This window comes from Halomonas piscis (assembly GCF_031886125.1).
Lineage (GTDB): Bacteria > Pseudomonadota > Gammaproteobacteria > Pseudomonadales > Halomonadaceae > Vreelandella > Vreelandella piscis.
In genome coordinates this window covers 337453-362623 of sequence record NZ_CP119391.1, presented here as the reverse complement: position 1 = coordinate 362623, position 25171 = coordinate 337453, and the positions used below count along the sequence as shown (strand labels likewise).

Genomic DNA, 25171 nt, shown 5'->3' with positions numbered 1-25171 from the left:
GAAATGCAAACTTTATCGTATAATAGCGCAAGATTACTAATCCGCTAAGCAGACAGCCTGCCAGCGGCAAGTGGCCCTTCGGTGGCCTGTTGAGCAGGCCGGGCTTTATCGCAGATAACAAGAGTTTGCCATGCACTGGAAATTAGCCGCATTTGGCCTTTTGAGTCTTCATGCATCATTTGCCCTTGCGAACTATGAGCAGGGTACCCAAGAGCTTCAGTCCAAGAACTACGCCTCCGCGCTATATGAGTTTCGTCAGTCTGCTGAAACCGGCAATCCCGATGCCCAGTATCGACTAGCAACAATGTACCAGCAGGGCATCGGCACACCGCAAAAAGCCGACAAAGCCACCAAGTGGTACCGTTTAGCAGCTGATTCAGGACATCCAGCAGCCCAAGTGCAACTGGCCAACCAGTATCTGCAAGATGACGATGACGACGACGCCGCACGCTGGTATAAGCGCGCCGCTAATCAGGGCGAAACCGCGGCGCAGTTTCGCCTGGGGCTGATGTACCTCGAAGGGCGCGGCGTAGAGCAGGACGATGCCCAGGCAGCCAAGTGGCTCGGCAAGGCCGCCGAGCAGGGGATAACGGCGGCACAGAACAACCTTGGCTCACTTTACGAAGACGGCCGTGGCGTCGAGCAGGACAATGCTATGGCTGTAAAATGGTATCGCCAAGCTGCCGAAGGTGGCGATGCTTATGCCCAGAACAGCTTAGGTGCGATGTACGCTCAGGGTAAAGGCGTTGACCAAAACCATGCTTGGGCCACGTTCTGGTTCGCCCTGGCTGCCGCACAAGGCAACGAAGTTGCGGCAAAGAATATCGCCTCAAGCCAAAAGCATTTGCAAACTGCCACGATTAGCGTCGGGACAGCCAACATTCGCGCCGGTAGTTCCACCGACTACGACATTGTCACCAAAGCTCACCGCGGCGACACGCTGCGCATCCTGGGCAGCAATAGTGGTTGGAGCCAAGTCTACCTTCCCGGACTACAGCAGCTCGGCTGGGTTGCCTCTCGCCTGCTCGAATAGCTGCGCTGACGCTGCAGAAGTGCTAGGGTGTGTTAACAATCATTAGTTTCGTTTAAACTGATTTAGTATTCATAGATTTTGGTGGGCCATGAGTCGGTTGAAGTTACGCGATGATCAGTGGGAGCGAATCGAGCACCTGCTCCCCGGCAAAGCCTCAGACTGTGGGGTAACTGCCAAGGACAATCGCCTGTTCGTGGAAGCCGTGCTCTGGATCGCTCGGACCGGCGCCCCGTGGCGTGATCTTCCCGAATCTTTTGGGTTCTTCGTCGTTTCATGTGGATTTGGCCTGATCGAACAGGCGCCCCACCGGGCTGCCAATCAGGTAGATCATGGCGATGAAGTTGGCTTCGTTCCGGTAACCCCGTGCGCGTGACCGAGCCGCCTGAAACAGACCGTTCATGCCTTCCAGTCGTGCGTTCGTCAGTCCCGAAATCCAACGCCTAACCACCGCATCGGCGTGGCGCTCCAACGTCGCCAGGGCCTTTCCCATCGGCTTCAGCAATGGCTTCTCCGAGACCGCCGCCTTCATGACCCTGAGGTAGTGCGTGATGCGCCATCGAGCCGCTCGTGGCGTCGGCGCCTTCTGGATCCAGCGCAGCTTCTCCTTGATCACCCAGGCATCGGACGTGGCGCTCTGGTCAGCCACCAGCTCCTGGAGAGCCGCCAGCTGCTTGGGCGTCAGGTTCTCGTTGTCCAGGCTCTTCAGCAGGGCCCAGCGCAGCGACTTGGGGTGTTCCTGCTCGCGGCGCTCCTTCTTGCGCACCTCGTCTAGCCGCTTGGTGAAGGTCTGCACGATATGGAACCAGTCGACCGTGACCTCGGCCTTGGGAAGGTACTCAGCCACGCCGCTGAGGAAGGCTTGTGACATGTCGCAGACGACCTCGACCACGTTGTCCGGATCGCCGCCATGGGCCGCCAGGAAGGCGCTAAAGGCCTTGATGGCGTCCTTGCCGTGGCCGGGGACGGCGAAGATCACCGGTTCCTGCTTGCGTTGCATATCAAGGAACACCGTCACATAGCGCTGGCCACGCCGGGACGCGGTTTCGTCCACGCCAACGGTGGCCACGTTGCTCAGATCCAGCTGCCCCAGCATCCGACCGACGTAGTGATGCACGATGCGCCACAGCCGCTTGTCGGAGATCTCCAGCTGTCGGGAGACGGCCAACACCGGCATCTCCTTGACCAGTGACATGGCCGCCTGCTCGAACAGCAGGGTGAAGTCGCTGCCCGGCCTCGCCCAAGGGACCTCGATACGCTTGACGCCATGCTCCGGGCACTTGGTACGCGGCACGCGAGCATGCAAGTAGCAGTGATGCTGGAAGAAGTTCAGGTGCCGCCACGTCTTGTCAGCGAAGTCATGAGCCGGACAGGCCTCGCCGCACTCAGGGCAGGGGTAGAGGCTGCCACGCTCGGCCTCGACGTAGAGGTCCAGACGGTGGGGCGATACGGAGGTGTCCAGGTGCTGGTCCTTGAGAATCCAGGGCGCTTCCAAGCCCAGGCCGAGGGTCAGAATCTGGGTGCCGTCCATGTCATACCTCCTGTCGTCGTGGAGGTCATATTCTGGCCCAGCTCAGGGGGCGAATTCCACACCCAACGACGAAGAGCCATCTTTTGGGCGCTGGCACACCGTCTACATGCGGTATAACCGTTGGTCACGAAAGGGCGTTTGGCAGCGTATTTTTGACACAGTAGCCGACGATCCCGATCTAGAGCAGCTGATGATCGACGGTAGCATCGTCAGGGTGCACCAGCATGGAGCGTCAAAAAAAACACGCAAGACGTCGAAGCCATGGGCAAATCTCGAGGCGGATTGAGCACCAAAATTCATGCCGCAGTCGATGCGTTAGGTAACCCAGTACGATTGGTTCTCACACCGGGCCAGGCGTCGGAGTATGGTGCTGCTCCCGCTCTACTGGAAGGTTTTTCCCCGCAAGCAGTGCTGGGCGACAAGGGGTATGACTCCACTGCTCTGCGGGACATGATTCAGGCCGCAGGTGCCGAGCCGGTGATTCCTCCGAAAAAGAATCGTTTGGCGCGCATTGAAGTAGACTGGCACTGTTACCAAGATCGCAATCTGGTGGAGAGGTTCTTTCAGAAAATCAAGAAGTTCCGGCGGTTATCTACACGCTATGAGCGACTGGCAAGAAACTACCAGTCACTCCTCTGCCTCGTGTCAGCCGCCATATGGCTGGCCTAATTGTTAACGCCCCTAGGTTCGTCGCGATGTTTGATAAAAAAACGCTGTGTCCGGTAGCTCTGCCGGGCACAGCGGTACATCTAGCAAGGCAAAACGCCAAGCATCAGCCTAGCCGTTAATGCCCGTCACTTCGATTTCGACACGGCGATTGGGCCGCAGGCAAGCTTTCAGCTGCGGCGTGACGCGCTCGCCCTCGCAGCGCTCGACCGGGTTACGCTCCCCCGCTCCACGGCTACGAATCGCCCTTGGGTCGATACCGGTACGAACCAGCGCATCACGCACGCTGTCGGCACGCCGCCTGGAAAGACGCTGGTTATAGTCGGTACGACCAATGCGGTCAGTGTAACCAGTGACCACGATGTTTGCCGCGGCAGTCTCTTGCTGAATGCGATGTCCGGCATCGGTAACCACCCGCTGTCCATTGGCTGACAGTTCAGCACTGTCAAAATCGAACAGCGTATCGGCAGACAGCGTCACCTGCTGCGGCTCTTCCGGCTCTTCTTCCGTAAGGAAGTCGGCACACTGCTTATTACGCCAGTGCAGGCTCTCCGTTTGCATGTTGCTGTCAAAGTGCACCTGGTACTGGCACGTAACATAGTCCGCAGCCTCACCGGTGCGGAAATGGAAGATATAGTCCCATTGATGCACCCCAAATAACCCCTCCTGGAAATGGGGCCGGCCCAGCAAGTCATAGACCTGTTCCTTGGAAAGCCCCGCGTGCATCTGGCTGAGGTTTTCAATATTGACGAACGTTCCCTTTTCTTGCCATGCGTCGTCAATATCGGGAAATGCCACCTCATAGCTATCAACAGCCGGGCCTTGCCCGGCTGTCGTCGTGCACCCCTGGAGACTCAGTATCACAAAACCAGCGATCCCCAGGGTCCACATTGCTCTACGGCCAAGGCCATACTTCATGATCAACATCCTCGTAGTTACCAGTGGAAACCGGCGCCAATACCGGCACCAAAGTTATCCTGGGTATCCCCGGTGGCATTCAGCTTGACTGTCCAACGTCCGTTATCCGACTGGCGCGACACGCCGACGGAAACAGCCGATTCACCGCTGTAGGTACCTGCCCCGGCGGAAACCATGCTTTTACCGGGTATCGTGGCCTGCGGAACAGAAGCCGCTGCCAGAGCACTTGCAGTACCCGCATTGGCTTCGTCATGAACGTCCTCCACGCGCCGGCTGAGGCCGCCAAGCTGCTGCTGGAAGCGTTTGTTGAGCTCCTGCATCTGCCCGACGTTGACTGCATCGGTCGGTGCTTCACCGGAAGCAACATTGGTGACGCGCTTGCCTCCGGCGTCGATACCGTCAACGGTCATGCTCGGACCGTCCTCGATCGTCACGCCCTCGTTACTGACGGTTGTTCTTCCCGTGGTGACGCTGTCGACATCCAGATCTCGGTTCAGCCCCACTTCCACACCGTCGTCATTGGTGCGCGTAGTGATGTTGTCATCACCGGTAATAGCCACGGTATCGCCCATCTTACGGTTGACCGCGTCGCCTTCGTCAGCGGCGAAGTCCATGCCGGTATCCAGTGAACTATTGATATCTCCGATATCTTCCTTGACGCCGTGCAGCTGGCTACCGTTGACCGCATCGGTGCTGTCTTCGCTGACTTCACCCTTGCCAACACCGGCAATAATAGTGTTGCCATCGCCATCGACATTGTCCTTGTCGATAGTGACAGAGCCTACCTCCATCTTGTCGAAGTCAACTTCATCCGACGTAGCCACCTCGTAACTGTCGTTGCCGTCATCACCAGTTGTCTTCGTGATGGAGATATTCTTACCCTCTGTGACCTCGGTCTTGGCCGCCGCCACATCGTCGCCGATGTCACCGGCCACTTTCTGAAGGTCACCCACGTTCGCGGCATTCATCAGGTCATCACCGCTGATCTGATCGAGCGACTGGCCGCCCAGGCCACTGCTCACATTGGTCACCTGCATGCCGCCGGCATCAATACCGCCGGTCGTTACGCTCGGACCGCCAGCAATTGTCAGACCATCGCCGTCCATGGTGGTATCCCCCACACTGACTTTTCCATTTTTACCATCGACGGTAACCGCATTCTCATCCTCACCCAGGGTGATGGAGTCATTCAGCGCTATCTCGACGTTGGCATTATCGTTGCTGCCGGACTCGGTGACACCGATGTTGCTGTCACCCTCGAAGGTCACCTTGCCGCCCGGGCCGATATTGTGGCTGTTGCCACTGGTGTCGGCCACGTCCCAACCGGCGTTAGCCACCTGATCAATCTTATGCAGCTGACTGCCGTTCACCGCGTCAGTGCTGTCGCTGCTCACATCGCCGTCAGCAACGCCGGTAATCTTGTTGTCACCGCCATCGATGCCGCCGGTGGTCACGCTGGGTCCGCCGATAATCGTCAGGCCGTCGTTGTTCAGCGTGCTATCACCGGTGGTCACGCTGTCAGCTGTAAGGTTGTCGGCCAGATCGAAGGTCACGTCGTTGTCACTGGTCGTCTTGCTGACCTCGATGTTGCCGTCGGTATTGCTCAGGTCGACGCTGTCGCCCGGGCCCACTTTGGTCGGGTTGTTGCCCTGGGCGCTGATGTCCCAGCCGGCGTTGGCCGCGGTGTTGGCCGACTCGATGGCGTCATCGATGGTGCTCTCGCCGGTACCGCCCACGTCACTTATGGTGAAGTCGTTGCCGGTGTAGTCGGCATCACCGCCCAGCACGTTATCGGCTAGGCTGTCGCCTGCGGCCTGGATCTGACCGCCGTTGACGGCGTCTGTGCTGCTACCCGCGATCTCGCCCGGGGCAACGTTAACGATCTTCTGGTTGTTGGCGTCGATACCGCTGCTGGCGGTTATGCTCGGACCGCCGGTAATCGTCAGGCCATCGGTGTCCAGCGTGCTGTCGCCGGTGGTCACGCTGCCGGTACCGCCGAGATCGACGTTCTGGGCCAGCTTCAGGTTCAGGGTATCGCTGCCGTCGGCGACCACGCCGATGTTGCCGTCGGTGAGCTGGCTGCCATCGGTCTCGCCGCCCTGGATATTGACGGTTTCACCCAGATCGCGATGCACGTCGGCGCCGCTGTCGCCGGCGAAGTCCAGCCCCTTGGTGGTCAGGTCACTGTCCTGGCTCTCCAGCTGGCTGACGTTGACCGCGTCGGTGTCATCCGTGCCGGCCTCGACGTTGGTGATCTTGTTATCACCCGCATCGATGCCGCCGGTGCTCACGCTAGGTCCGCCAGCAATCTCCATGCCGCCGGCGCCGTAGTCGGTGCTGTCGGTGCCGTCGGTGACGCTGGTACCGGCCGCGGTCACCTCGGTGGCGTTGCCGCTGCCGTCGTCGACGCTCAGGCCGTCGGTGTCCAGCGTGCTGTCACCGGTGGTGACGCTACCGGTGCCGCCGAGATCGACGTTCTGGGCCAGCTTCAGGTTCAGGGTATCGCTGCCGTCGGCGACCACGCCGATGTTGCCGTCGGTGAGCTGGCTGCCATCGGTCTCGCCGCCCTGGATATTGACGGTTTCACCCAGATCGCGATGCACGTCGGCGCCGCTGTCGCCGGCGAAGTCCAGCCCCTTGGTGGTCAGGTCGCTGTCCTGGCTCTCCAGCTGGCTGACGTTGACCGCGTCGGTGTCATCCGTGCCGGCCTCGACGTTGGTGATCTTGTTATCACCCGCATCGATGCCGCCGGTGCTCACGCTAGGTCCGCCGGCAATCTCCATGCCGCCGGCGCCGTAGTCGGTGCTGTCGGTGCCGTCGGTGACGCTGGTGCCGGCCGCGGTCACCTCGGTGGCGTTGCCGCTGCCGTCGTCGACGCTCAGGCCGTCGGTGTCCAGCGTGCTGTCACCGGTGGTGACGCTACCGGTGCCGCCGAGATCGACGTTCTGGGCCAGCTTCAGGTTCAGGGTATCGCTGCCGTCGGCGACCACGCCGATGTTGCCGTCGGTGAACTGGCTGCCATCGGTCTCGCCGCCCTGAATATTGACAGTCTCGCCCAGGTCGCGGTGCACGTCGGTGCCGCTGTCGCCGGCGAAGTTCATGCCGTCGCTGGTCAGGCTATCACCGAGACCGCCCAGCTGCGCTTCGCTCGCCGCCTGATCGCTCGCGCTGTAATCCACATTGGGATCATAGGTGGTGTTCGACAGGCCACTGACCACGTCTTGGCTGCCATCCACCACGACGTTGCCGCTGGTGACGTTGTCCGCCCCGACCGTGGTGGTCGTGGTGCCATCGGTCACCGTCAGCCCGTTGGTGTCGAGCACGCTGTCGCCGGTGGTCACGCTGTCGACGGCAATGTCGTCGTTCAGCGCTACCTGGATTTTGGCATCGTCGTCGCTGCCGGATTCGGTCACGCCGATGTTGCTGTCGCCCTCGAAGGTCACCTTGCCGTTCGGCCCAATGTTGTGGCTGTTGCCGTCGGCATCGGCCACGGTCCAGCCGGCGTTGGCCGCATCGCTGACATCGTCCAGCTGATTGACGTTGACCGCGTCGGTCCCGTCTACCCCCGGAGCCACATTGGTGATGGTCTGATCACCGGCATCGATGCCGCTGTCAGTAATGCTCGGCCCACCAGCAATCGTTACGCCGCTGCCATCAACCGTGGTATCGCCGGTCTTCAGGCTGTCGGCTGTGAGGTCGTCGGCCAGATCGAAGGTGACGTCGTTATCCGTATCGGCCTTGGCGATCTCGATGTTGTCGTCGGTGTTGCTCAGGTCGACGCTGTCGCCTGGCCCGACATTGCTCTCATTCGCTTCTTGAGCTGTCAGGCTCCAGCCTTCGTTGGCCGTGGCGTCCACGTCCTCCAGCTGACCCAGATTGACCGCATCGTCGGCATTCTCGCCGTCGGCGACGCCGCCGATGCGACCGCTGTCGCTCTCGTTGATGGTCACGTCGCCGAACTTCGGCGACTCGGCCAGCTGCAGCTCGATGGCCCCGGACGTCGGGTCGGTGACCGTCTTGAGATTATCGCTGCTGTAACCGCCGGTGGCGTTGGCACCGCCGGTAATCGACAGCGTCTCGCCCAGGTCGCGATGCACATCGCCGCCTTCGTTGCCGGCGAAGTCCAGGCCCTTGGTGGTCAGGTCGCTGTCCTGACGCTCCAGCTGGCTGACGTTGACCGCGTCGGTGTCATCCGTGCCAGCCTCGACGTTGGTGATCTTGTTGTCACCCGCATCGATGCCGCCGGTGGTCACGCTGGGTCCGCCGGCAATCTCCATGCCGCCGGCACCGTAGTCGGTGCGGTCGGTGCCGTCGGTGACGCTGGTGCCGGTCGCGGTCACCTCGGTGACGTTGCCGCTGCCGTCGTCGGCGGTCACCTTGTCGAACTCGACCTCGGAGTGCGTGGCGTAGGTGATGGTGCTGCCGTTGCGCTCGACATCCAGATTGGTGCCGGCATCGAACGTAGCAGTATCGCCCGGGTTGATGGTCTCGGTACCGTTGGTACCGGCTGCTTCCAGCTCCCAACCGGTACCGGCGACGGCAATCGCGTCGTGGACGGTATCTTGACCGGTGCCGCCAATGTCGGTGGTGGTCAGGTCGCCGGTCGCATCGTCGTAGCTGGCGTTGCCGCCGATCACATCGGCCGCACTGTTGCCGGTCTTGGCAACGACGTTGTTGGTGGCGTTGAGCTGGCTGCCGTTCACCGCATCGCTGCTGGTGCTGCTCACCTCGCCGTCGGCGACGTTGGTGATCTTCTTGCCATCCGCATCGATACCGCCGGTGGTCACGCTCGGCCCGCCGGCGATGGTCATGCCGTCGTTGTCCAGCGTGCTGTTGCCGGTGGTGACGCTAGTGAACTCGGGGTTCTCGGCCAGCTGAATCGAGACGCTGCCATTGTCGGCGACTGTCTTGACGTTGTCGTCGCTGTACGCGCCGGCGGTTGCGGCTCCGCCCTCGATGTTCAGCGTCTCGCCCAAGTCCCTGTGAACCGCTCCGTTGGGATTGCTGTTGCCCTTGAAGTCCAGGCCGCTCGTGGTCAAGTCGCTATTGACCTGGCTGAGCTGGTCTTCGGTAGCCGCTTGCCCGGAAGTGATGTTTCCCGCATCGAACGTCTTGTTGGTCAAGCCGTCAATAGTACCGGCGTCACCATCCAGCGTGACCGTATTGCCTGAACCTGCGACTTCGACCTTGCCGGGGCTTACCCTGGTGGTCGCACCGGCACCGTCGTTCATGGCGATTTCATCGGCGCCATAATCAGTGCTGTTGGTGCCGTCATCGACGCTCAACCCGCCGTTATCCAGCTCGCTGTTGCCAGTGGTAACACTGCCGTTAGTGCCCAGATCGACGTTTTCGGCCAGCTTGAGCTCTAGGGTGTCGGTCCCGTCGCCTTCGACGCCGATATTGTCGTCGGTCAGGTTGCCACTGGCACCGCCCTGGATGTTCAGCGTGGTATTCAGGGTGCGCTCGACGGCATTGCCGGCGCCATTGTCGCCTTCGAAGGTGATGGGCTGCTGCACGGCCTGATTGGTGGCAAAAAGCTGGCTGCCGTTGATGGCGTCGGTGCTGGTCTCGCTCACTTCGCCGGCGGCCACATTATGAATCTGGCGCTCGCCGCCTTCGCTGCCGACGCTGACGAAGCCGTTGCCTTTTGAGGCCGGGCCTGTGTAAACACGGGTCTCATCATTGAGGGTCGATTCCGTCGCCTTGGTGCCCGTGTGAACTTCATGCGTATCGGAATTATTGCCGAGCACCACGCTGTTGGCCTGATAGGCCTGATTCAGCGTCACATTGCTGCCCAGTACGAAGCTATTGTTCGCACCGGTATCGATGGTGTTGTCGTTGCCGAAGGCGTAGGCGCCGGTTGCGTTAACCGTGTTGGGATCGCCGAAAGCGCCGGAACTGTCGCCTGTGACGAGACTACCGGTGCCCAGACTGAGCGAATCCTTGCCGCTAACCGTTGCGTTAGTACCCAGCGCCACGCCGTTCTCGCTGCTGGCCGTGCTCCCGGTACCGATGGCGATGGCGTTCTTGCCGGTTGTATCGGTTGCGGCGTTCTTGCCAAACGCGATGGCATTTTCGCCGCCGGAGACGCTGTCGGTACCGGCCGCGAAGGCGTTGTCACCGCTTGCCTTGGCCGTATTACCCAGCGCGTAGGCGTTAAGGCCGTCGGTATTGGCATTGGAGCCAATGGCAAAGGAATCCGCCTTTTCGGAAGACGCCTGCGTGCCCATGGCATAGCCGCTCTCCGCGGTAGACTCGGCCTGGGTACCTACGGCATAGCCGCTTTCGGCGATGGAGCTGGCCTTGTTACCCAAGGCGTAGGCGCTGTCCTCATTAACGAGGGCTTCGGTGCCGATAGCGAAGGCGTCCTTGCCGCTGACGGCTGTCGCCTGGCTGGCCCGAGCATCGGCACCAATGGCGTAGGCTCTGCTGGCTTCGGACTGCGCGCCGCTGCCGACGGCGTAGGCATGTTTGGCAGAGGCTTCTGTTCTATTTGAGTCTTTCTTGCTGCCCAGCGCAAAGGCATTGATCGCGGACGCGCGCGCCTCGTTGCCCTGGGCGTAGGCGCTATTGCCGCTGGATTGGGCCTGGGTGCCCAAAGCATAGGCATTGGTCGCATTGGTGTTGGCCCGGCTCCCGATCGCGGTGGAGTTATGCGCGCTCTCTTCTACGGTGGCATGATCACCAAAGGCGTTGGCGCCATCGGCGTTTTCATTGACCACCGCGATGTTGCCGATGGCGTTGCTATTCTCTGACTCCTGGTGCACGTGAGCCTGATAGCCATACGCCTGTCCCTGAGCCGATTCGCTTAGCGCAGATTCGCCAATGGCCGTGCCATGCTCGCGAGTTACCCGAGCCTTGTAGCCAACGCCGATGCCGCTATTCGCATCGGCCTTACCCGCCTGATTCTCGACTCTCGAGTCTTCACCAATGGCAATAGACCGGTCGGCATCAGCATATGCATTCAAGCCAATGGCAGTCGCACTTTCGCCCTTGCTATCGGCCCCCTCACCAAGCGCCAGACCATACTGCCCCTCTGCTTTGGCATTGCGTCCAATCACCAAACTCGAATCGCCGCTGGCCCCGTCCGTCGGGCCGATGGCGATCGCGTCGTCACCGCTGGCGCCGTCATTGTCATAGTTTGTATCGTCTTTTGGGGTGTTGACGCTGACGAAGTGCGTCCCGGCCTCCTCGAGCTGGCTGACATTGACGGCATCCTTGGGGCTGGTGCCATCTGCCACCTTGTGGATCTGCGTATCGGCTAGGGTAATATCGTCCTGGGTGCTGCCGTCATACTTGACGACATTGGCACCCGGTGATCCAGGGTTGCCACCGCCCGGGGCGCCGTTCTCATTGAGGTAGGATGACAGCGTTGTCTCGCCGCCCCGTTTAAATGACAGGCTGCCGTCGGCGTCAACGGTGACGTCGTCGCCGAAAACACCCTGGACCTCATCGCCCAGCTGGCTTAACTGCCCCACGTTGACGGCATCGGTGTCCTTCACACCGCCGGCCACATTGACGACTCGGCGGGTTGTACCGGTATTTTCACTGCCAATCGACAGAATCGAGCTCGCCGTTTCGCCGGTCAGGTAGGCGCCGGCTGAAGGCGTGTTGACATTCTTGTCGGCTACCGAACCACTTCCGAGGGCAATGAAGTTTGCACCGTTGGTAGAGCTCTCTTGCCCCAGTGCCAGGCTGTTCTCACCGGACGCTACCGCACTCGCGCCCAGCGCCAGAGCCCCGCTATCGGACGCATTGGCCTTTCGACCGATGGAAATCGTGTCGTCGGTTGTCAGAGAGCCAGTTGCATCCTTCGCGTTGCTGCCGCCCGCCTGTTTGCCAAGGGCGATATTGTAGTTGCCGCCCCGCTCGAGACCGGCCTTATTGCCGATGGCGACGTTTTCATCACTGTCATCGGCACGGTCCTTACCCGCGTCGGCACCGATGGCCACGTTACGACCACCGGCGAACACGCCGGCGCCGGCATTGCGCCCGATATAGACGTTGCTGATGTCGGCAGAGGGAAGCCCGAATGACCCCGAGCCGGCGCCCTCACCCATGGCCACGTCGTGATTCATCTGCGCCTGAGCACCGTCGCCGACGGCAACCGCACTTTTGCCACTAGGATCAAGTGTCTGGCTGGTGTTCGGGTGGTCTTTGCCCCCATGCCCCGCCTGGCTGTTATTGCCGATGGCCACGGCGTTGCTGCCTTTGCCGACTACCTTGGCATTCTTGCCGCCGGCGAAGCTGTTGGCGCCACTCGCCGTGGCGCCGGGGCCGATGCCCACGGCGCTGCCGGCGGCGGTCGTGCCGTGGCCGATGCCGACCGCATCGTCTGCGGCACTGGTTCTGTCGCCGATGGCAACGCCGGAGTCGCCGGTCGCGATGGTGCCGACGCCCAGCGACAGGCTATTCTTCCCCGAGGCGAAGTTAGCGCCAGACATAAGCGCACTAATAAACTGATTGACGCCGGCTTCATCGACCGCCACCCCGGCGATTGAGGTAATCTCGGCGGAGCCGGTCGGATTGTAGGTTCCGTCTTCGTTGAGCGGATAGCCTGTTGCCGTCACCGGTATGCCGTTGATTGACGTCAGATTGGTATCGTCGTCGGCCAGGTCCAGAGACGTGATGGGATCGCCGGTGGCGCCGATCGAGGTGGCATTATCACCCTGGGCCAGGGTTTGTTTGCCGATGGCGATCGAGCTGTCCGCGCGTGCCTGGGCCTGGTTACCTATGGCCGTCCCCGACGCCAGGACCGCATTGGCCTGGTTGCCCATTGCCAGGCTATTGCCCGCCTCGGCACTGGCCTGGTTACCCAAGGCAATGCCGTTGTCTGCCGCACTGCTAGTCGCGGCACCAAGCCCGGCAGCAAAGCTGCTATCACCCTCTGCGACGGACTCCGGGCCGATGGCGACCGAATCGCCGCCGTTGGCTTGAGAATCATCCTTGGTGGAATTGGCGTGGAAGTACTTGATGCCATCGCCGTCGGTGAACAGCTCCTCTTCGAGATCGAAAAGCTGTCCGCCCGTAATGGCATCCTGGCTGCCAGCGCTGACACCGCCATCAGACACGCCGGTAATCTTCTGGCCGCCGGCATCGATGCCGCTGCTGGTAAACGTCGGACCGCCGATTATAGACAGTCCATCGGTATCGAGCGTACTAGCGCCCGCCTCGACCTTATCCACGGAGACCGTATCCGCTAGATCGAAGGTTACGTCGTTTCCCGACGAGCTCTTGGAAACGTCGATATTACCGTCGCTGTTCTTGAGATTAACGGTATCGTCTGGTTTAACCGTGGACTCGTCGCTGCCGTTGGCCTGTAGCTTAAAACCAGCGTTGGCGGTGCTGCTTACCGCATCCAGCTGGCCCTTGTTGATCGCATCACCTGCACTTGTGCCGTCGGCAACGTTGGTGATCTTGCTACCGCCGGCGTCGATGCCGCCACTGGTGATGCTGGGCCCGCCGTCAATCGACAGGCCGTTATTATCTACTGTGGTATCGCCGGCCGTAAGGCTGGCTGCCGTCAGGTCGTCGTTCAGCGCGACCGAGATTTGACCGTCGTCGTCGCTGCCGGATTCGGTGACCGTGACGTTGCTATCACCGGTAAAGGTGACCTTGCCATCCGGGCCGATGTTGCTGCTGCTAGTACCATCGGTGACGTTCCAGCCCTGGTTGGCCGTGCTTTTTACCGCGTTTAGCTGGCCAACGTTAACCGCATCGCTATCGCTTGTCCCCGCCGAGACGTTAGTGATCTTTTCACCGCCGGCGTCGATGCCGCCGCTTTTGACGCTGGGCCCACCCGCCAGCGCCAGACCGCTATTATCTAGCCTAACGTCGTTGCTGCCGTCGACTGTGATTTTATTGGCAACCTCGATGGCTTGGGCCAGATCCAGCGTGATTTTCTTGGGATCGTTTCCGGAAGCCGGCTCTTCACTGATGTCCAGGTTGCCGTCAGTATTTTCCAGCAAGGCCCCATCTTCCAGGGTTAGCGCACCAACGGCCAGCGTGGACAGCGGCAGGGCAATGACGCCGCCTGCCAGAGTGCCCATGACTTTCTTGGACACGCCGGCCTTCCCGCGTGAACGTGCGGCCTCGGAAGCTACAACCAGACGTCCCAGACTATGGTTCCAGACCTTGCGGAAAATACGATTCATAAACTGCTCCCTCGTGGCAAACGACAAGCCAGACAAGCTTTAATAATTTGCTAGTGAAACTAACAAAGAAAAAATTGCAGCTTTTGTGCACAAGGGCGTCAGACATTGCAGGAAGGCAAGATAACGCCACCAGCTGACACTCCCCGCCCGCCGCGCCAGACGCTTTGGGCGAGGATTCTTGGGTCGCCCCGAGAACCTTCCTGCTTCAACACGCCTTCACTAGATGTGTAAACCCACCAGGTTGTTCACGAAAAGCCCCAACCGGCTAACCGGAGGATGATAGTTCAGGCTGGCATGTGGCCGGTGCCAGTTGTACTGGTGAAGCCAGGCGGAAAGGTGTTTGCCTCGCTCCTCCGAGCTTTCATAAGACTGGGCCTAGGCCCACTCGCGCAGGGCGGTTTGAATGAACCGTTCTGCCTTGCCATTGGTGCGGGGCGTATAGGGGCGAGTGCGCTTGTGCTTCAGCCCCACCCGCCGGCACAGGCGGTGAAACGCCCGGGACCGGTAGCAGGCGCCATTGTCGGTGAGCACCCGCGTGAAGCGAGTCCCCAAGTCTCGATAATATCGTATGGCCTCCAATAGCGCATAACAGGCGCTCCAGCCGGTTTCATCAGGGTAGCGGGTGCCAAAGCCCACCCGTGAGTGATCGTCGATGGCGATGTGGACATACTCCCACCCTGCGCCACGCGTAGTCTGTTGGCGATCGCCGGTGACCCGATGCCCCGGGCGCGCGAAGCAGCCGAGCTTCTTGATATCCAGATGCAGGAGATCGCCGGGTGCGTCGTGCTCATAGCGATTGCTGGGCCTTGGCGGTGTCAGAGCCGCCAAGCGATTCAGCCCCTTGCGCTTGAGAATGCGCGCTACCGTGCTCTGGCCAACCCCCAGCGCCTGGGCAATCTGGCAATAGGTCTGGCGTCGCTGACGACGCTCGACGATCTGCTCCACCGTCGTTGCGTCGGTCGCCCAGGGACTTCGGACAGGGCGTGACCGACGGTCCTGGAGACCCTCGAGTCCCTCCTCACGGAAACGACGCACCCATTTGTAGGCCGTTCTCACACTGACTCCCTGGGCTTGCGCGACCTCTCTGGGCCGCAACCCTTCATCGATGACGCGATCGACCAGCAGGGCTCGACCGTGCGGAGTGAGTCGGGCATTCTTATGGGTGTTCATCCGGGCCTCCTGGAGAGATTGGTTGGTTTGCATCTCCAGTCTTCCGGGTTGGCTCCGGATGAACAACCTACCGAGAGATCACAGCTAGGCCACGGTCCCCGCTCCGGTCGCTCCACAGGCTAGCCCCGCCAGTCCGGCGGTTCGGATATTGTTCGCCGCGTTGATGTCGCGGTCGATGGCCTGGCCACAGCCTTTACAGTGCCAGTGGCGCTGCGACAGCGGCAGCCTTTCGACCCGATGGCCGCAGCCATGGCATGTTTTGCTGCTGGGCAGCCACTGGCTCACCTGAACCAGGTAACGACGGCGCTTAACAGTGAGATGTCGGTTCAGCCGGCCTGGGTGTCGGCAAGCAGCCGGGCGAGCGTATCGAAGCGGCCCTGTTCCGCAAGCGACGACAGCGTGGCGGCAGCGCCGCGCCGTTCGGAATCCTGCGTTGCCAGCTCCTGGGTCCATTCGACCATGTCGGTGACGGCGCCCAGCGCCAGAAAGTGCGCCAGCTGCTGTTTCTCTTTGGTATCGAGTACAGCAATGGCCGACTCGGGTGACACAGGCTGGCTTACCTCCTGCGAGAGGGCCTCCGGCATGCTCAGCTCACACCCGCAAGCAGACGCTATCGCGCGACGCAGATATGCCAGATGCACCGGCTTGGTCAGGCGTTCCGTGTAGTCCTGCCCCCCTTGCTGCAAAGCCGGCTTGTGCATTCTTTGGGTTGCCGATAGCAGGATAACTGCAACCTCGGGCCAGCAGCGTCGACTGGCGGCCAGCACAGCATCGCCACTCGCACCAGTCAGGTAGTAGTCGGTAATCACCAGGTCCGGCGCTGCCAGGGCCGCATCCGCAGCGCCGAAAAAGGCTTCAGCGTTGGCAAACAGCCGCACTGTGAAACCCAACCCGTCAAGCTCGGCGTGCAGAAAGTCGCGGATAGCAGCAGCATCTTCCACCACCCAAGCGGTATATCCGGTGGCGTCAAAGTACGGCAGTACGTGCTGCGACTCCTGAATGATTGCGACATCGGCCTGTTCGGTGCCATCCACGGACACCGGTAGCTCGAAGCCTATCCGCGTGCCACGCCCGGGTTCGCTATCGAGCGTCAGCTCGGCGCCCAGCTGTTGTGTCAACTGCTTGACAATTGAAAGGCCCAGACCCAACCCGCCGCACCGGCCCGACCCCTGATAAAACGGCTCCCACAGCCGGTTCTGCTGCTCTAGAGGTATTCCGTAGCCGTCGTCGCTGACGTCGAACACCAGAGTCGTGCCGTCTTGCCCATTACGGGGTCGGCAAGCCACCTTCAGCTCGACATTGCCATGCTCGGTGTGCTTGGCGGCGTTGTCCAGCAGGTTGAGAAGTATCTGGCGCAGGTAGGTGGCGTCGCTACGCACGATGGTGGGCAGGTCCGTGGCCTTGATCAGTTGAAAGGCATTGCCGTTCTCTCGCGCCTTTATACTCGCTTCTCGGCCAATGCTCTCGAGAAACGCCGGCAGATAAAAATCGGCCAGTTCCACCACCCCTTCACTGCCTCCTCGGGCGTAATCAATCAGACGGTTGACCAGGTTGAGCATGTGCTCGGCGCTGGCGTAAACAACGCGGCTGATCTCGCCGATGCGGCCACCCTCGGCCGCCAGCAGCTGGTTGTAGCCGAGGATAGATGTTAGTGGCGAACGCAGGTCGTGGGTAATGCGCGCTAAAAAGTTCGACTTGGCCGCGTTGGCACGGTCGGCCTCTTCCACGGCCTGCCGCAGCTCCTGCGTTCGAGTCGCTACCATTGCTTCCAGCCGTACCCTTTGCGCTTTTTCCTGTTCGCGCAACTGAAGCTCAAGATAGCGTTTGCGATCGCGCTTTTGCCGAGCATAGACACCCAACAGCCCAAGCACCACGGCAATTTCTATCATTACCCTGGACGAGGCGAAAGCTGCAGTGTATTGAAATGCGAAGGTATAACTCAGCAACATATACGTTGTGGTTAGCCAATAACACGACACAAGCCCCAATAGCGCCCATTGCCATCGGTTCCTTTTCTGAAGCGCGCCTGGTAACAGCATTAGCCAGATAGCCGAAAAACCAAAATCAATCGCGACACCAAGATTGCGTATATCTACACTGTTGAGCACAAAGGTGAGTAGGGAAAACACGCCGGCAGTTACCAGAACGACTGCAGGCAGCCAGCGCCAAACACGGCACTGATGCAACTTTAATAAATAAACGCTGACGACTAAAAAAAGTGCCTTATGTAAAATCCATGCGGTAAAGCGAATATTGCCGGCATAGTCAGCAAGCCCGCTGAAAAGAACAAAGCTGATATAGCCTTCTTTTTCTGCCTCCAGCACAAACGTCGCCAGCATCCAGGCACCGATCAAAGCGTAGCGATAGTCCCACTGCAATAATAAGACGACGAACAGCGTCAGCAGTGATGCGAGTATAATCGAGTGGCTCTGGTAGCGACTCGCCTGAGTATTGGTAAAAGCGACTGGTTTCCAGCTTTTCACGGTGAGAAAGGGCCGGCTATTGCTGCTTATCCTGATAAGTAGCTGACGAGTCTCACCGGCTGGCAGTGTGATCGGCACCAGCGTTCGACTACTCTCCACCGTGCGTTCGGACACGGGAACATTCAGCCCCGTTTTCGCCTGGGCCAGTACGCGCCCGGTATCAGGAGCCAGGAGCCAGGCGTTGACCTGCTCCAATCGCCAGGGCGATAGCTGCAGCCAACGCCTTATCGGCTCAATGCTGGTATTGGTAACCGTTCCGCGCAGCCAAATAGTAGAACGTTCGCGCGGCTTGACCAGCAGCTTTTGGGCATCTTCTCCCTGTTGCCAGTCTGACGCGGCCAGCACCTGCCAAGGCATCAGATCACCCTGCCAGCTACCCCCGCGAACTTCCATCTCCCCGACCAAGTCCTCATTGTGGGCTACCACCGTTAAATCAATCGGCGACGCTAACGTCTGTGTAGCCGCCCCCAGCAGCAGGCATCCGGCTAGTGCCAGTAGGCAATAGCGCATTATGGCTCGGCCGCGGAAAAACAAGGCAGCTCCTGAGTAGCATGTGAAAAGCAGCACTTCAGCTGACACTCCCCGTCCGCTGCCCCAGGCGCTTTGGGCGAGGGTTCTTGGGTCGCCCCGAGAACCTTCCTGCTTCGACACGCCTTCACTAGATGTCCTGGATTCATAGAATAACCGCAGCACTTTGGACCACGAGGTAGAGGCGGGAGGGGCAGCGCCGGTACCCTTCTCGGCTCACCTACCAAAGTGAAGCAGAGCATGGGATACCGACAGCTGACCCAGACCCAACGATACCAGATCTATGCCCGTCATGACTTGGGCATGAGCCGACGTCAGATCGCCAGAGAGCTTGGCATCCACAACAGCACGGTCAGCCGGGAGCTGCGCCGCAACGCTACCGACAGCGGTTACGAGCCTGAGCAGGCGCAGGCCTGCAGTGATCATCGGCGACGCACTGCCTGGAAGAGGACAAAGCGCTTGCCCAGCATGATTGCCGCTGTCGTCGACCGGCTGCGAGAGGAGTGGAGCCCAGAGCAGATCAGCGGTTTCATGGGGCCCTTGTCTGGCGGCGGCGTCAGTCACCAGTGGATCTATTCCTTAGAGCGCTTTTCAAAACCTTGATTCACGCCAGTGACAACCCCAGCCTGTTGGTATGGCTAAGAAGATCGTATCCGACGAGCTTTGGGAGATCGTGGAGCCGCTGTTACCACCGGAGAAGCCAAAGCCGCGTGGTGGCCGACCTCCCATCTCCAACCGTGCCGCCTTGACCGGGATCCTCTTCGTTCTGAAGGCCGGGATCTCATGGGACATGCTGCCTCAGGAAATGGGGTGCGGCTCCGGCGTCACCTGCTGGCGTCGCCTCCGAGACTGGCATGAGGCCGGTGTCTGGCAAAGGCTGCATCAGGTGCTGTTAGAGCACCTGCGCGGCGCCGACCGCCTGGATTGGGATCGAGCCTGTATGGACAGTGCTTCCATAAAGGCCAAAAAAGGGGGGCTGCCACGGGGCCGAACCCGACGGACCGAGGCCGACCGGGCACCAAGCGTCACCTGTTGACCGACCGGTTCGGGACACCGCTGGCGGTACGACTGACGGGGGCGAATACGCACGATAGCGTGCTCCTGGAAGATCTGCTGGATGCCGTCCATCCCGTGGCAGGACGACGTGGCCGGCCACGGCAACGTCCCCGCAAGCTGCATGCGGACAAGGCCTACGATGCTCGACGTTGCCGCCGAGCCTGTCGCACCCGACACATTCGGCCCCGAATAGCTCGCCGAGGCATCGAAGATGGCCAGAGGCTCGGACGCCACCGCTGGGTGGTGGAACGTACCTTCGCCTGGGTGGAGCAGATGAGGCGTCTGGCCACGCGTTACGAGCGCCGAGCCGATATCCATGAAGCGTTTACCCTGCTGGGCTGCTCGATGATCTGCTTCAAACGGCTCATGAGAGCGTTTTGAAATAAGCTCTTAATCTGGGATGACAAGGCCTGCGGTGGCGATCTCTGGAAGCACCTCCGCCAGCCCAAACGGTGCAGCAAGCATCAGGATCAAGCCAAGAGCGCAGGACTCGGCAAGATTCCCAACCTGTGTAAACCCACCAGGTTGTTCACGGAAAGCCCCAACCGGCTAACCGGAGGGTGATAGTTCAGGCTGGCATGTGGCCGGTGCCAGTTGTACTGGTGAAGCCAGGAGGAAAGGTGTTTGCCTCGCTCCTCCGAGCTCTCATAAGACTGGGCATAGGCCCACTCGCGCAGAGCGGTTTGAATGAACCGTTCTGCCTTGCCATTGGTGCGGGGCGTATAGGGGCGAGTGCGCTTGTGCTTCAGCCCTACCCGCCGGCACAGGCGGTGAAACGCCCGGGACCGGTAGCAGGCGCCATTGTCGGTGAGCACCCGCGTGAAGCGAGTCCCCAAGTCTCGATAGTATCGTATGGCCTCCAATAGCGCATAACAGGCGCTCCAGCCGGTTTCATCAGGGTAGCGGGTGCCGAAGGCCACCCGTGAGTGATCGTCGATGGCGATGTGGACATACTCCCACCCTGCGCCACGCGTGGTCTGTTGGCGATCGCCGGTGACCCGATGCCCCGGGCGCGCGAAGCAGCCGAGCTTCTTGATATCCAGATGCAGGAGATCCCCGGGTGCGTCGTGCTCATAGCGATTGCTGGGCCTTGGCGGTGTCAGAGCCGCCAAGCGATTCAGCCCCTTGCGCTTGAGAATGCGCGCTACCGTGCTCTGGCCAACCCCCAGCGCCTGGGCAATCTGGCAATAGGTCTGGCGTCGCTGACGACGCTCGACGATCTGCTCCACCGTCGTTGCGTCGGTCGCCCAGGGACTTCGGGCAGGGCGTGACCGACGGTCCTGGAGGCCCTCGAGTCCCTCCTCACGGAAACGACGCACCCATTTGTAGGCCGTTCTCACACTGACGCCCTGGGCTTGCGCGACCTCTCTGGGCCGCAACCCTTCATCGATGACGCGAGCGACCAGCAGGGCTCGACCGTGCGGAGTGAGTCGGGCATTCTTATGGGTGTTCATCCGGGCCTCCTGGAGAGATTGGTTGGTTTGCATCTCCAGTCTTCCGGGTTGGCTCCGGATGAACAACCTACCGAGAGATCACAACTAGACCGTGGCTAGGCCACGGCCCCCGCTCCGGTCGCTCCACAGGCTAACCCCGCCAGTCCGGCGGTTCGGATATTGTTCGCCGCGTTGATGTCGCGGTCGATGGCCCGGCCACAGCCGTCACAGTGCCAGTGGCGCTGCGACAGCGACAGCTTTTCGACCCGATGGCCGCAGCCGTGGCATATTTTGCTGCTGGGAAGCCACTGGCTCACCTGAACCAGTTGACAGCCGGCCCATTCGGCTTTGTAGGCAAGCTGGCGCACGAACTCGCCCCACCCGGCATCGCTGATGGCTCTGGCCAGGGCACGGTTCTTGACCATGCCGGTGATGTTCAGCGACTCGACACAGATCACTTGGTTTTCGTTGATCAGCGTGCGGGTGGCCTTGTGGATCGCATCGCGGCGGCAGTCCGCGATTTTGGCATGCAGACGCGCCACTTTCCGGCGCATTTTGTGGCGGTTGTTCGAGCCTTTCTGCTTTTTCGCCAGCCGGCGTTGCCGATACGCCAGCCTGGCGGCATACCGCTTGAGGTGGCGCGGATTGCCGGCCTTCTGCCCGTTGCTGGTGATGAACAGGTCGGTCAGCCCCAGATCGATGCCGACGGCACGGGGAGAGGTCGGCAATGGCTCGGGCGTGAATTCGCACAGGCAACTGATGAAATAGCGTCCGGCCCGGTCGCGCGAAATCGTCACGCTGGATGGGGCGCTGGGCAGAGGCCGGCTCCAGCGGATCGGCAAGGGCGTCTTCGTCTTGGCGATAGTGATCTCGCCGTCCCGATAGCGGAAGGCCGCCCTGGTCAGCCGGATGGATTGCCGACCGCCCTTGGCCTTGAAACGCGGATACCGCGCTTTCAGCTTTGGGTTGAAGAAGTTGTCGAAGGCGGATTTTTGATCGCGCAGGGCCTGTTGCAGGATGACGCTGGACACGTCCTTCAGCCATGGGTATTCCGCCTTGAGGGCCACCAGCCGCTTTTCCGCTGCCGAGTGCGAGAGGGTTTCTTCGCGCTCCTGGTAGGCCTCGGTGCGATATGCCAGGGTGTTGTTCCAGACAAAACGCACGCAGCCAAACGATTGCGCCAGCAATACCGCCTGCTTGGGCGTGGGATACAATCGTTCTTTGTAGGCGCGTTTTGTCATGCTGTATAAATATCAGGCTATATTCAGGATTTCAACCGGGCACCGCATAGCGGTGCGCGCTGATATCACCGCCCGCATTGGGCGATGCTTTACGCGCAGGTTGGTAAAGACCACTTAACGGCATGCAGAAGGCGAGGAGCCAAAGCGCAGGCGAAACGCTGTGGAAAAGTTGGCACAGCTGCTGAAACCAACGTGCGCCGCGATGTCACTGACTGATTGACCGGTATGGCGCAACAGCCGCTGCGCTTCTTGCATACGCTCTTCGCGCAGGTATTCGAACACCGTCATACCCGCGTAGTTGCGAAAAGCCAGGTTCAGCCGTTTGCTGTTGGTGCCCACCCGACGCGCCAGCTCATCGATGCCCGGCGCACCATTTAACATCCTGAGCAGATGTACACGCGCACTGTAGAACAGTACGCTATCGAGATTCTGCGTTGAAGTTGGGGCCTGAGGATTATCGCCACACTTATTTACTGCCGTCTCAGCAGATGCTACAGCCTCGGAGCTGCGCCCTAGATGCACCGACAAACGCAACCGCACCTCGTCAAAATCAAACGGCTTGGCAATGTAATCTACGGCGCCAGCCAGAAGACCTTCCACACGATCAGTCGGTGCGGCATACGCAGACAGAAAAATGATGGGCACTTCTCGGGTCGCGGCATCCTGGGTAAGGACCTTGCATGCCTCATAACCGTTACAGGTTGGCATGTCAGTATCCATGAGGATCAAATCGGGCACCAGCAAACGTGCCTTGTTAATACCGTCCAATCCATCGAGGGCCTGGTAAAGTCGGTATCCCTGCTGGCGCAGGTACGTCGAGATGAGCATGCGCTCGGCTTCATTGTCTTCAACGACCAAGAGGCTTTTCCTGTCTGCCATAGGACACACCGCTACTATTTACTTAAGCAAATTACGATACATATCTCGGGTCAGTTAATGCTGACAAGCTTGTTCTACACAATTTTTCCACAAAGCAAAAGTTTTACTTCCTTAGAAAATAAAAAATTGCCTTTCAGAAAAGAAAAAGATGCTGCTCAAAAAAACATAAATAGTGAATGTTTGACTATCGTCAACCTTGGCCGCAGAAACTGAGTGCAACACCTGCCCATTCCGCTATGGTGTTGCCCCATGTCATACATCGAACTCAGCATTGAAGAACGCGCCATCATCCAGGTGAGTCGAGCCCAAGGCATGAGCCTGAGGCATATTGCCCGAATTCTGAAGCGTGCTCCTTCTACCATCTCTCGTGAAGTACGCCGGAATCGAGCGGAGTCCCATATTTACTGCGCTCGGCGTGCCCAGCAGCAGCGACATAAGCGGCGTGCGCCATGTCGTCCCGGGCGCAAGCTGGTGCTCGGTACCGAGCGCTTTGAGCTGATCGTCCATATGTTACGTCGGCGGTTGTCACCCGAACAGATTAGCGGCAAGCTCAGGGCCATGGACATCCCCGACCTGCGCGACGCTTACGTCTGCCGAGAAACGATCTACAACGCCATCTATGCCTTGCCCGTTGGCCAGCTTCGCAAAGAGCTGATCCACTGCCTGCGGCAGGGTAAATCCATGCGCAAGCCTCGCCGTGGCGAAGTGGATCGGCGGGGCCAGATCCCTGACATGGTCAGTATTCACCTGCGTCCTCCCGAGGTTGGTACGCGTGAAATGCCCGGCCACTGGGAAGGTGACCTGATCAAGGGCAAAAACAACGGCTCCGCCGTTGGCACGTTGGTTGAACTGAGCAGCGGCTATCTACTGCTGGCGAAAATGCGTGACGCATCGGCTACGTCGGCGGTTGAAGGCTTCAGTGCGGCACTCAACCAGATGCCTTTGGCGGCCCGCAAGACGATGACATACGACCAGGGCCGTGAAATGGTGCGTCATGCCGAGATTACGCAGCGCTCCGGCGTCGCGATTTACTTCTGCGACCCGCATAGCCCCTGGCAGAGAGGAGCCAATGAAAATATCAATGGCTTGATCCGGCAGTACCTACCGAAGGGAGCGGATCTGTCGGTATACAGCCAGGAAGAGCTTGATGCCATTGCCTTCGAGCTGAACATGCGTCCGCGAAAACGTTTTGATTTCAAATGCCCGATTGAAGTGATGAGTGAGCTCATGGCGAAGCATCATGAGCGTCCATCAACCATCCAATGAAGGTGTTGCGTTCAGAGTCTGCATCCGCCCTCAGTAACTGCGCTAGCAGCGATCTGACGTTTAATTTAGCTCCTGTTCTCCAGCCACTGGAGCAGCTCGGGAAGTTCCTTAACATGGGCGATGCGCGCCACCCCGGCAGGAAGCGGGCGATCGTGACGTTCGGCGACCCAGGCCGCGTGCATGCCCAGTTCCCGGGCGGGAAGGATGTCCTCTTCCCAGGAGTCGCCCACGTGCAGGGCGCGCTCGGGCGCGGCATCAAGGCGCGAAAGCGCGGTGAGAAATGCCTGGGGGTGGGGTTTTGGCGTGAACAGCTCGCCGGCGGCGATGGCTACGGGAAAGTGGTGCGCCAGCGGCTGGCGGGCCAGACGAATATTGCCGTTGGTGATGGCCGCCAGCCGGTAGCGCCGGCCCAGGGTTTCCAGCAGGGCGTCGGCTTCGGGGTGCGGGGTGACTTTCAGGCGCAAACGGTGAAATTCGTTCATCGCCGCCGCCGCCCACATCAGCGCCGCGCTGCGGTTCAGGCCACCGGCTTCCAGCTGCTCTTCCAGCGCGCGCAGGCGCAGCCAGGTAAAGTCGCCCCGGCGCTCGGGCACCTCCCGAGCCAGGCGCCGGCGGCGCGCGACGTAGTCGGCCAGACTGTCTTCGTAGCCGGGCAGGCCCGGCGCCAGCGGCGGCTCGCCACGGGCTTCGCGCCAGGCGGCAAGGGCCTCGCGAAGCCAGCGGTAATGGCCGTGCTCGGTGCGCTCCATCACGCCGGCGTTATCCCAGAGGGTATCGTCCAGATCAAAGGTAATAGCGTGCAGCATGGCAACAGCC

14 protein-coding genes and 4 pseudogenes are annotated in these 25171 nt (G+C 60.4%); 8 read left to right on the top strand and 10 right to left on the bottom strand.

Annotated elements, in window-relative coordinates; translation table 11 throughout:
• The first annotated feature begins 130 nt into the window (after positions 1-130).
• Together P1P91_RS01680 and P1P91_RS01675 are read left to right on the top strand one after the other, a co-directional pair.
• A complete protein-coding gene (locus P1P91_RS01680) occupies positions 131-1033 on the top strand; it encodes an SH3 domain-containing protein (RefSeq protein WP_311884073.1) in 903 nt (300 codons plus the stop codon).
• Positions 1034-1121: 88 nt separating this feature from the next.
• Positions 1122-1292: pseudogene (locus tag P1P91_RS01675) on the top strand (transposase); the annotation flags it as partial.
• 12 nt (positions 1293-1304) lie between these two features.
• On the opposite strand, the gene P1P91_RS01670 reads toward P1P91_RS01675, so the two are convergent.
• Entirely contained in the window at positions 1305-2561 is a 1257-nt protein-coding gene (locus P1P91_RS01670; RefSeq protein WP_311881765.1) for an ISL3 family transposase, read from the bottom strand.
• 106 nt (positions 2562-2667) lie between these two features.
• On the opposite strand from P1P91_RS01670, the gene P1P91_RS01665 reads away from it, so the two are divergent.
• On the top strand, positions 2668-2847 hold the full coding sequence (locus P1P91_RS01665; RefSeq protein WP_311884071.1) for a hypothetical protein: 180 nt from the start codon (positions 2668-2670) through the stop codon (positions 2845-2847).
• Positions 2823-3230 (top strand): IS5 family transposase, encoded by a 408-nt coding sequence (locus P1P91_RS01660; RefSeq protein WP_311884069.1) that lies wholly within the window; start codon positions 2823-2825, stop codon positions 3228-3230. Before P1P91_RS01665 ends, P1P91_RS01660 begins: the two co-directional genes overlap by 25 nt.
• Positions 3231-3338: 108 nt before the next feature.
• Here P1P91_RS01660 and P1P91_RS01655 read toward each other — a convergent pair whose 3' ends face one another.
• The 5 genes and pseudogenes from P1P91_RS01655 to P1P91_RS01635 form a co-directional block, all read right to left on the bottom strand.
• Positions 3339-4145 carry an OmpA family protein gene (locus P1P91_RS01655; protein ID WP_311884067.1) on the bottom strand — a complete coding sequence of 269 codons (807 nt, stop codon included), beginning with the start codon at positions 4143-4145 and terminating at the stop codon, positions 3339-3341.
• 17 nt (positions 4146-4162) lie between these two features.
• A complete protein-coding gene (locus P1P91_RS01650) occupies positions 4163-14299 on the bottom strand; it encodes a YadA-like family protein (RefSeq protein ID WP_311884066.1) in 10137 nt (3378 codons plus the stop codon).
• 219 nt (positions 14300-14518) lie between these two features.
• Positions 14519-15469 (bottom strand): annotated as a pseudogene (locus P1P91_RS01645) (IS481 family transposase).
• A gap of 84 nt (positions 15470-15553) precedes the next feature.
• The gene (locus tag P1P91_RS01640) at positions 15554-15754 is read right to left on the bottom strand and encodes a transposase (RefSeq protein ID WP_311884065.1); all 201 of its coding nucleotides are present in this window, start codon (positions 15752-15754) and stop codon (positions 15554-15556) included.
• Positions 15755-15795: 41 nt separating this feature from the next.
• Positions 15796-18309 (bottom strand): ATP-binding protein, encoded by a 2514-nt coding sequence (locus P1P91_RS01635; protein WP_311884064.1) that lies wholly within the window; start codon positions 18307-18309, stop codon positions 15796-15798.
• A gap of 411 nt (positions 18310-18720) precedes the next feature.
• Here P1P91_RS01635 and P1P91_RS01630 point away from each other — a divergent pair.
• The 3 genes and pseudogenes from P1P91_RS01630 to P1P91_RS15195 form a co-directional block, all read left to right on the top strand.
• Positions 18721-19062, top strand: a pseudogene (locus P1P91_RS01630) (transposase); the annotation flags it as partial.
• A gap of 52 nt (positions 19063-19114) precedes the next feature.
• Positions 19115-19917, top strand: a protein-coding gene (locus P1P91_RS01625) for an IS5 family transposase (protein ID WP_311884060.1) whose coding sequence is annotated in 2 segments (ribosomal slippage) — positions 19115-19445 and positions 19445-19917 — 804 coding nt in all. Because the reading frame shifts where the segments join, the coding sequence is not laid out codon by codon here.
• 9 nt (positions 19918-19926) lie between these two features.
• A pseudogene (locus P1P91_RS15195) lies at positions 19927-20043 on the top strand (IS30 family transposase); the annotation flags it as partial.
• Here P1P91_RS15195 and P1P91_RS01620 read toward each other — a convergent pair.
• The 3 genes from P1P91_RS01620 to P1P91_RS01610 all read right to left on the bottom strand — a co-directional run bounded on the left by P1P91_RS01620 (position 20007) and on the right by P1P91_RS01610 (position 23068).
• A complete protein-coding gene (locus P1P91_RS01620; RefSeq protein ID WP_311885840.1) occupies positions 20007-20990 on the bottom strand; it encodes an IS481 family transposase in 984 nt (327 codons plus the stop codon). The pseudogene P1P91_RS15195 and the gene P1P91_RS01620 overlap by 37 nt on opposite strands.
• Before the next feature lie 95 nt (positions 20991-21085).
• On the bottom strand, positions 21086-22210 hold the full coding sequence (locus P1P91_RS01615) for an RNA-guided endonuclease InsQ/TnpB family protein (protein WP_311884058.1): 1125 nt from the start codon (positions 22208-22210) through the stop codon (positions 21086-21088).
• Between the two features lie 114 nt (positions 22211-22324).
• Positions 22325-23068, bottom strand: coding sequence for a response regulator transcription factor (locus P1P91_RS01610; protein WP_311884057.1), 744 nt, complete (start codon positions 23066-23068; stop codon positions 22325-22327).
• Positions 23069-23338: 270 nt separating this feature from the next.
• Between P1P91_RS01610 and P1P91_RS01605 the strand changes: the two genes are divergently transcribed.
• A complete protein-coding gene (locus P1P91_RS01605; protein WP_311884056.1) occupies positions 23339-24355 on the top strand; it encodes an IS30 family transposase in 1017 nt (338 codons plus the stop codon).
• A 65-nt stretch (positions 24356-24420) separates the two neighbouring features.
• On the opposite strand, the gene P1P91_RS01600 is transcribed toward P1P91_RS01605, so the two are convergent.
• Positions 24421-25161 carry an HAD family hydrolase gene (locus tag P1P91_RS01600; RefSeq protein WP_311884054.1) on the bottom strand — a complete coding sequence of 247 codons (741 nt, stop codon included), beginning with the start codon at positions 25159-25161 and terminating at the stop codon, positions 24421-24423.
• Positions 25162-25171: the final 10 nt, after the last annotated feature.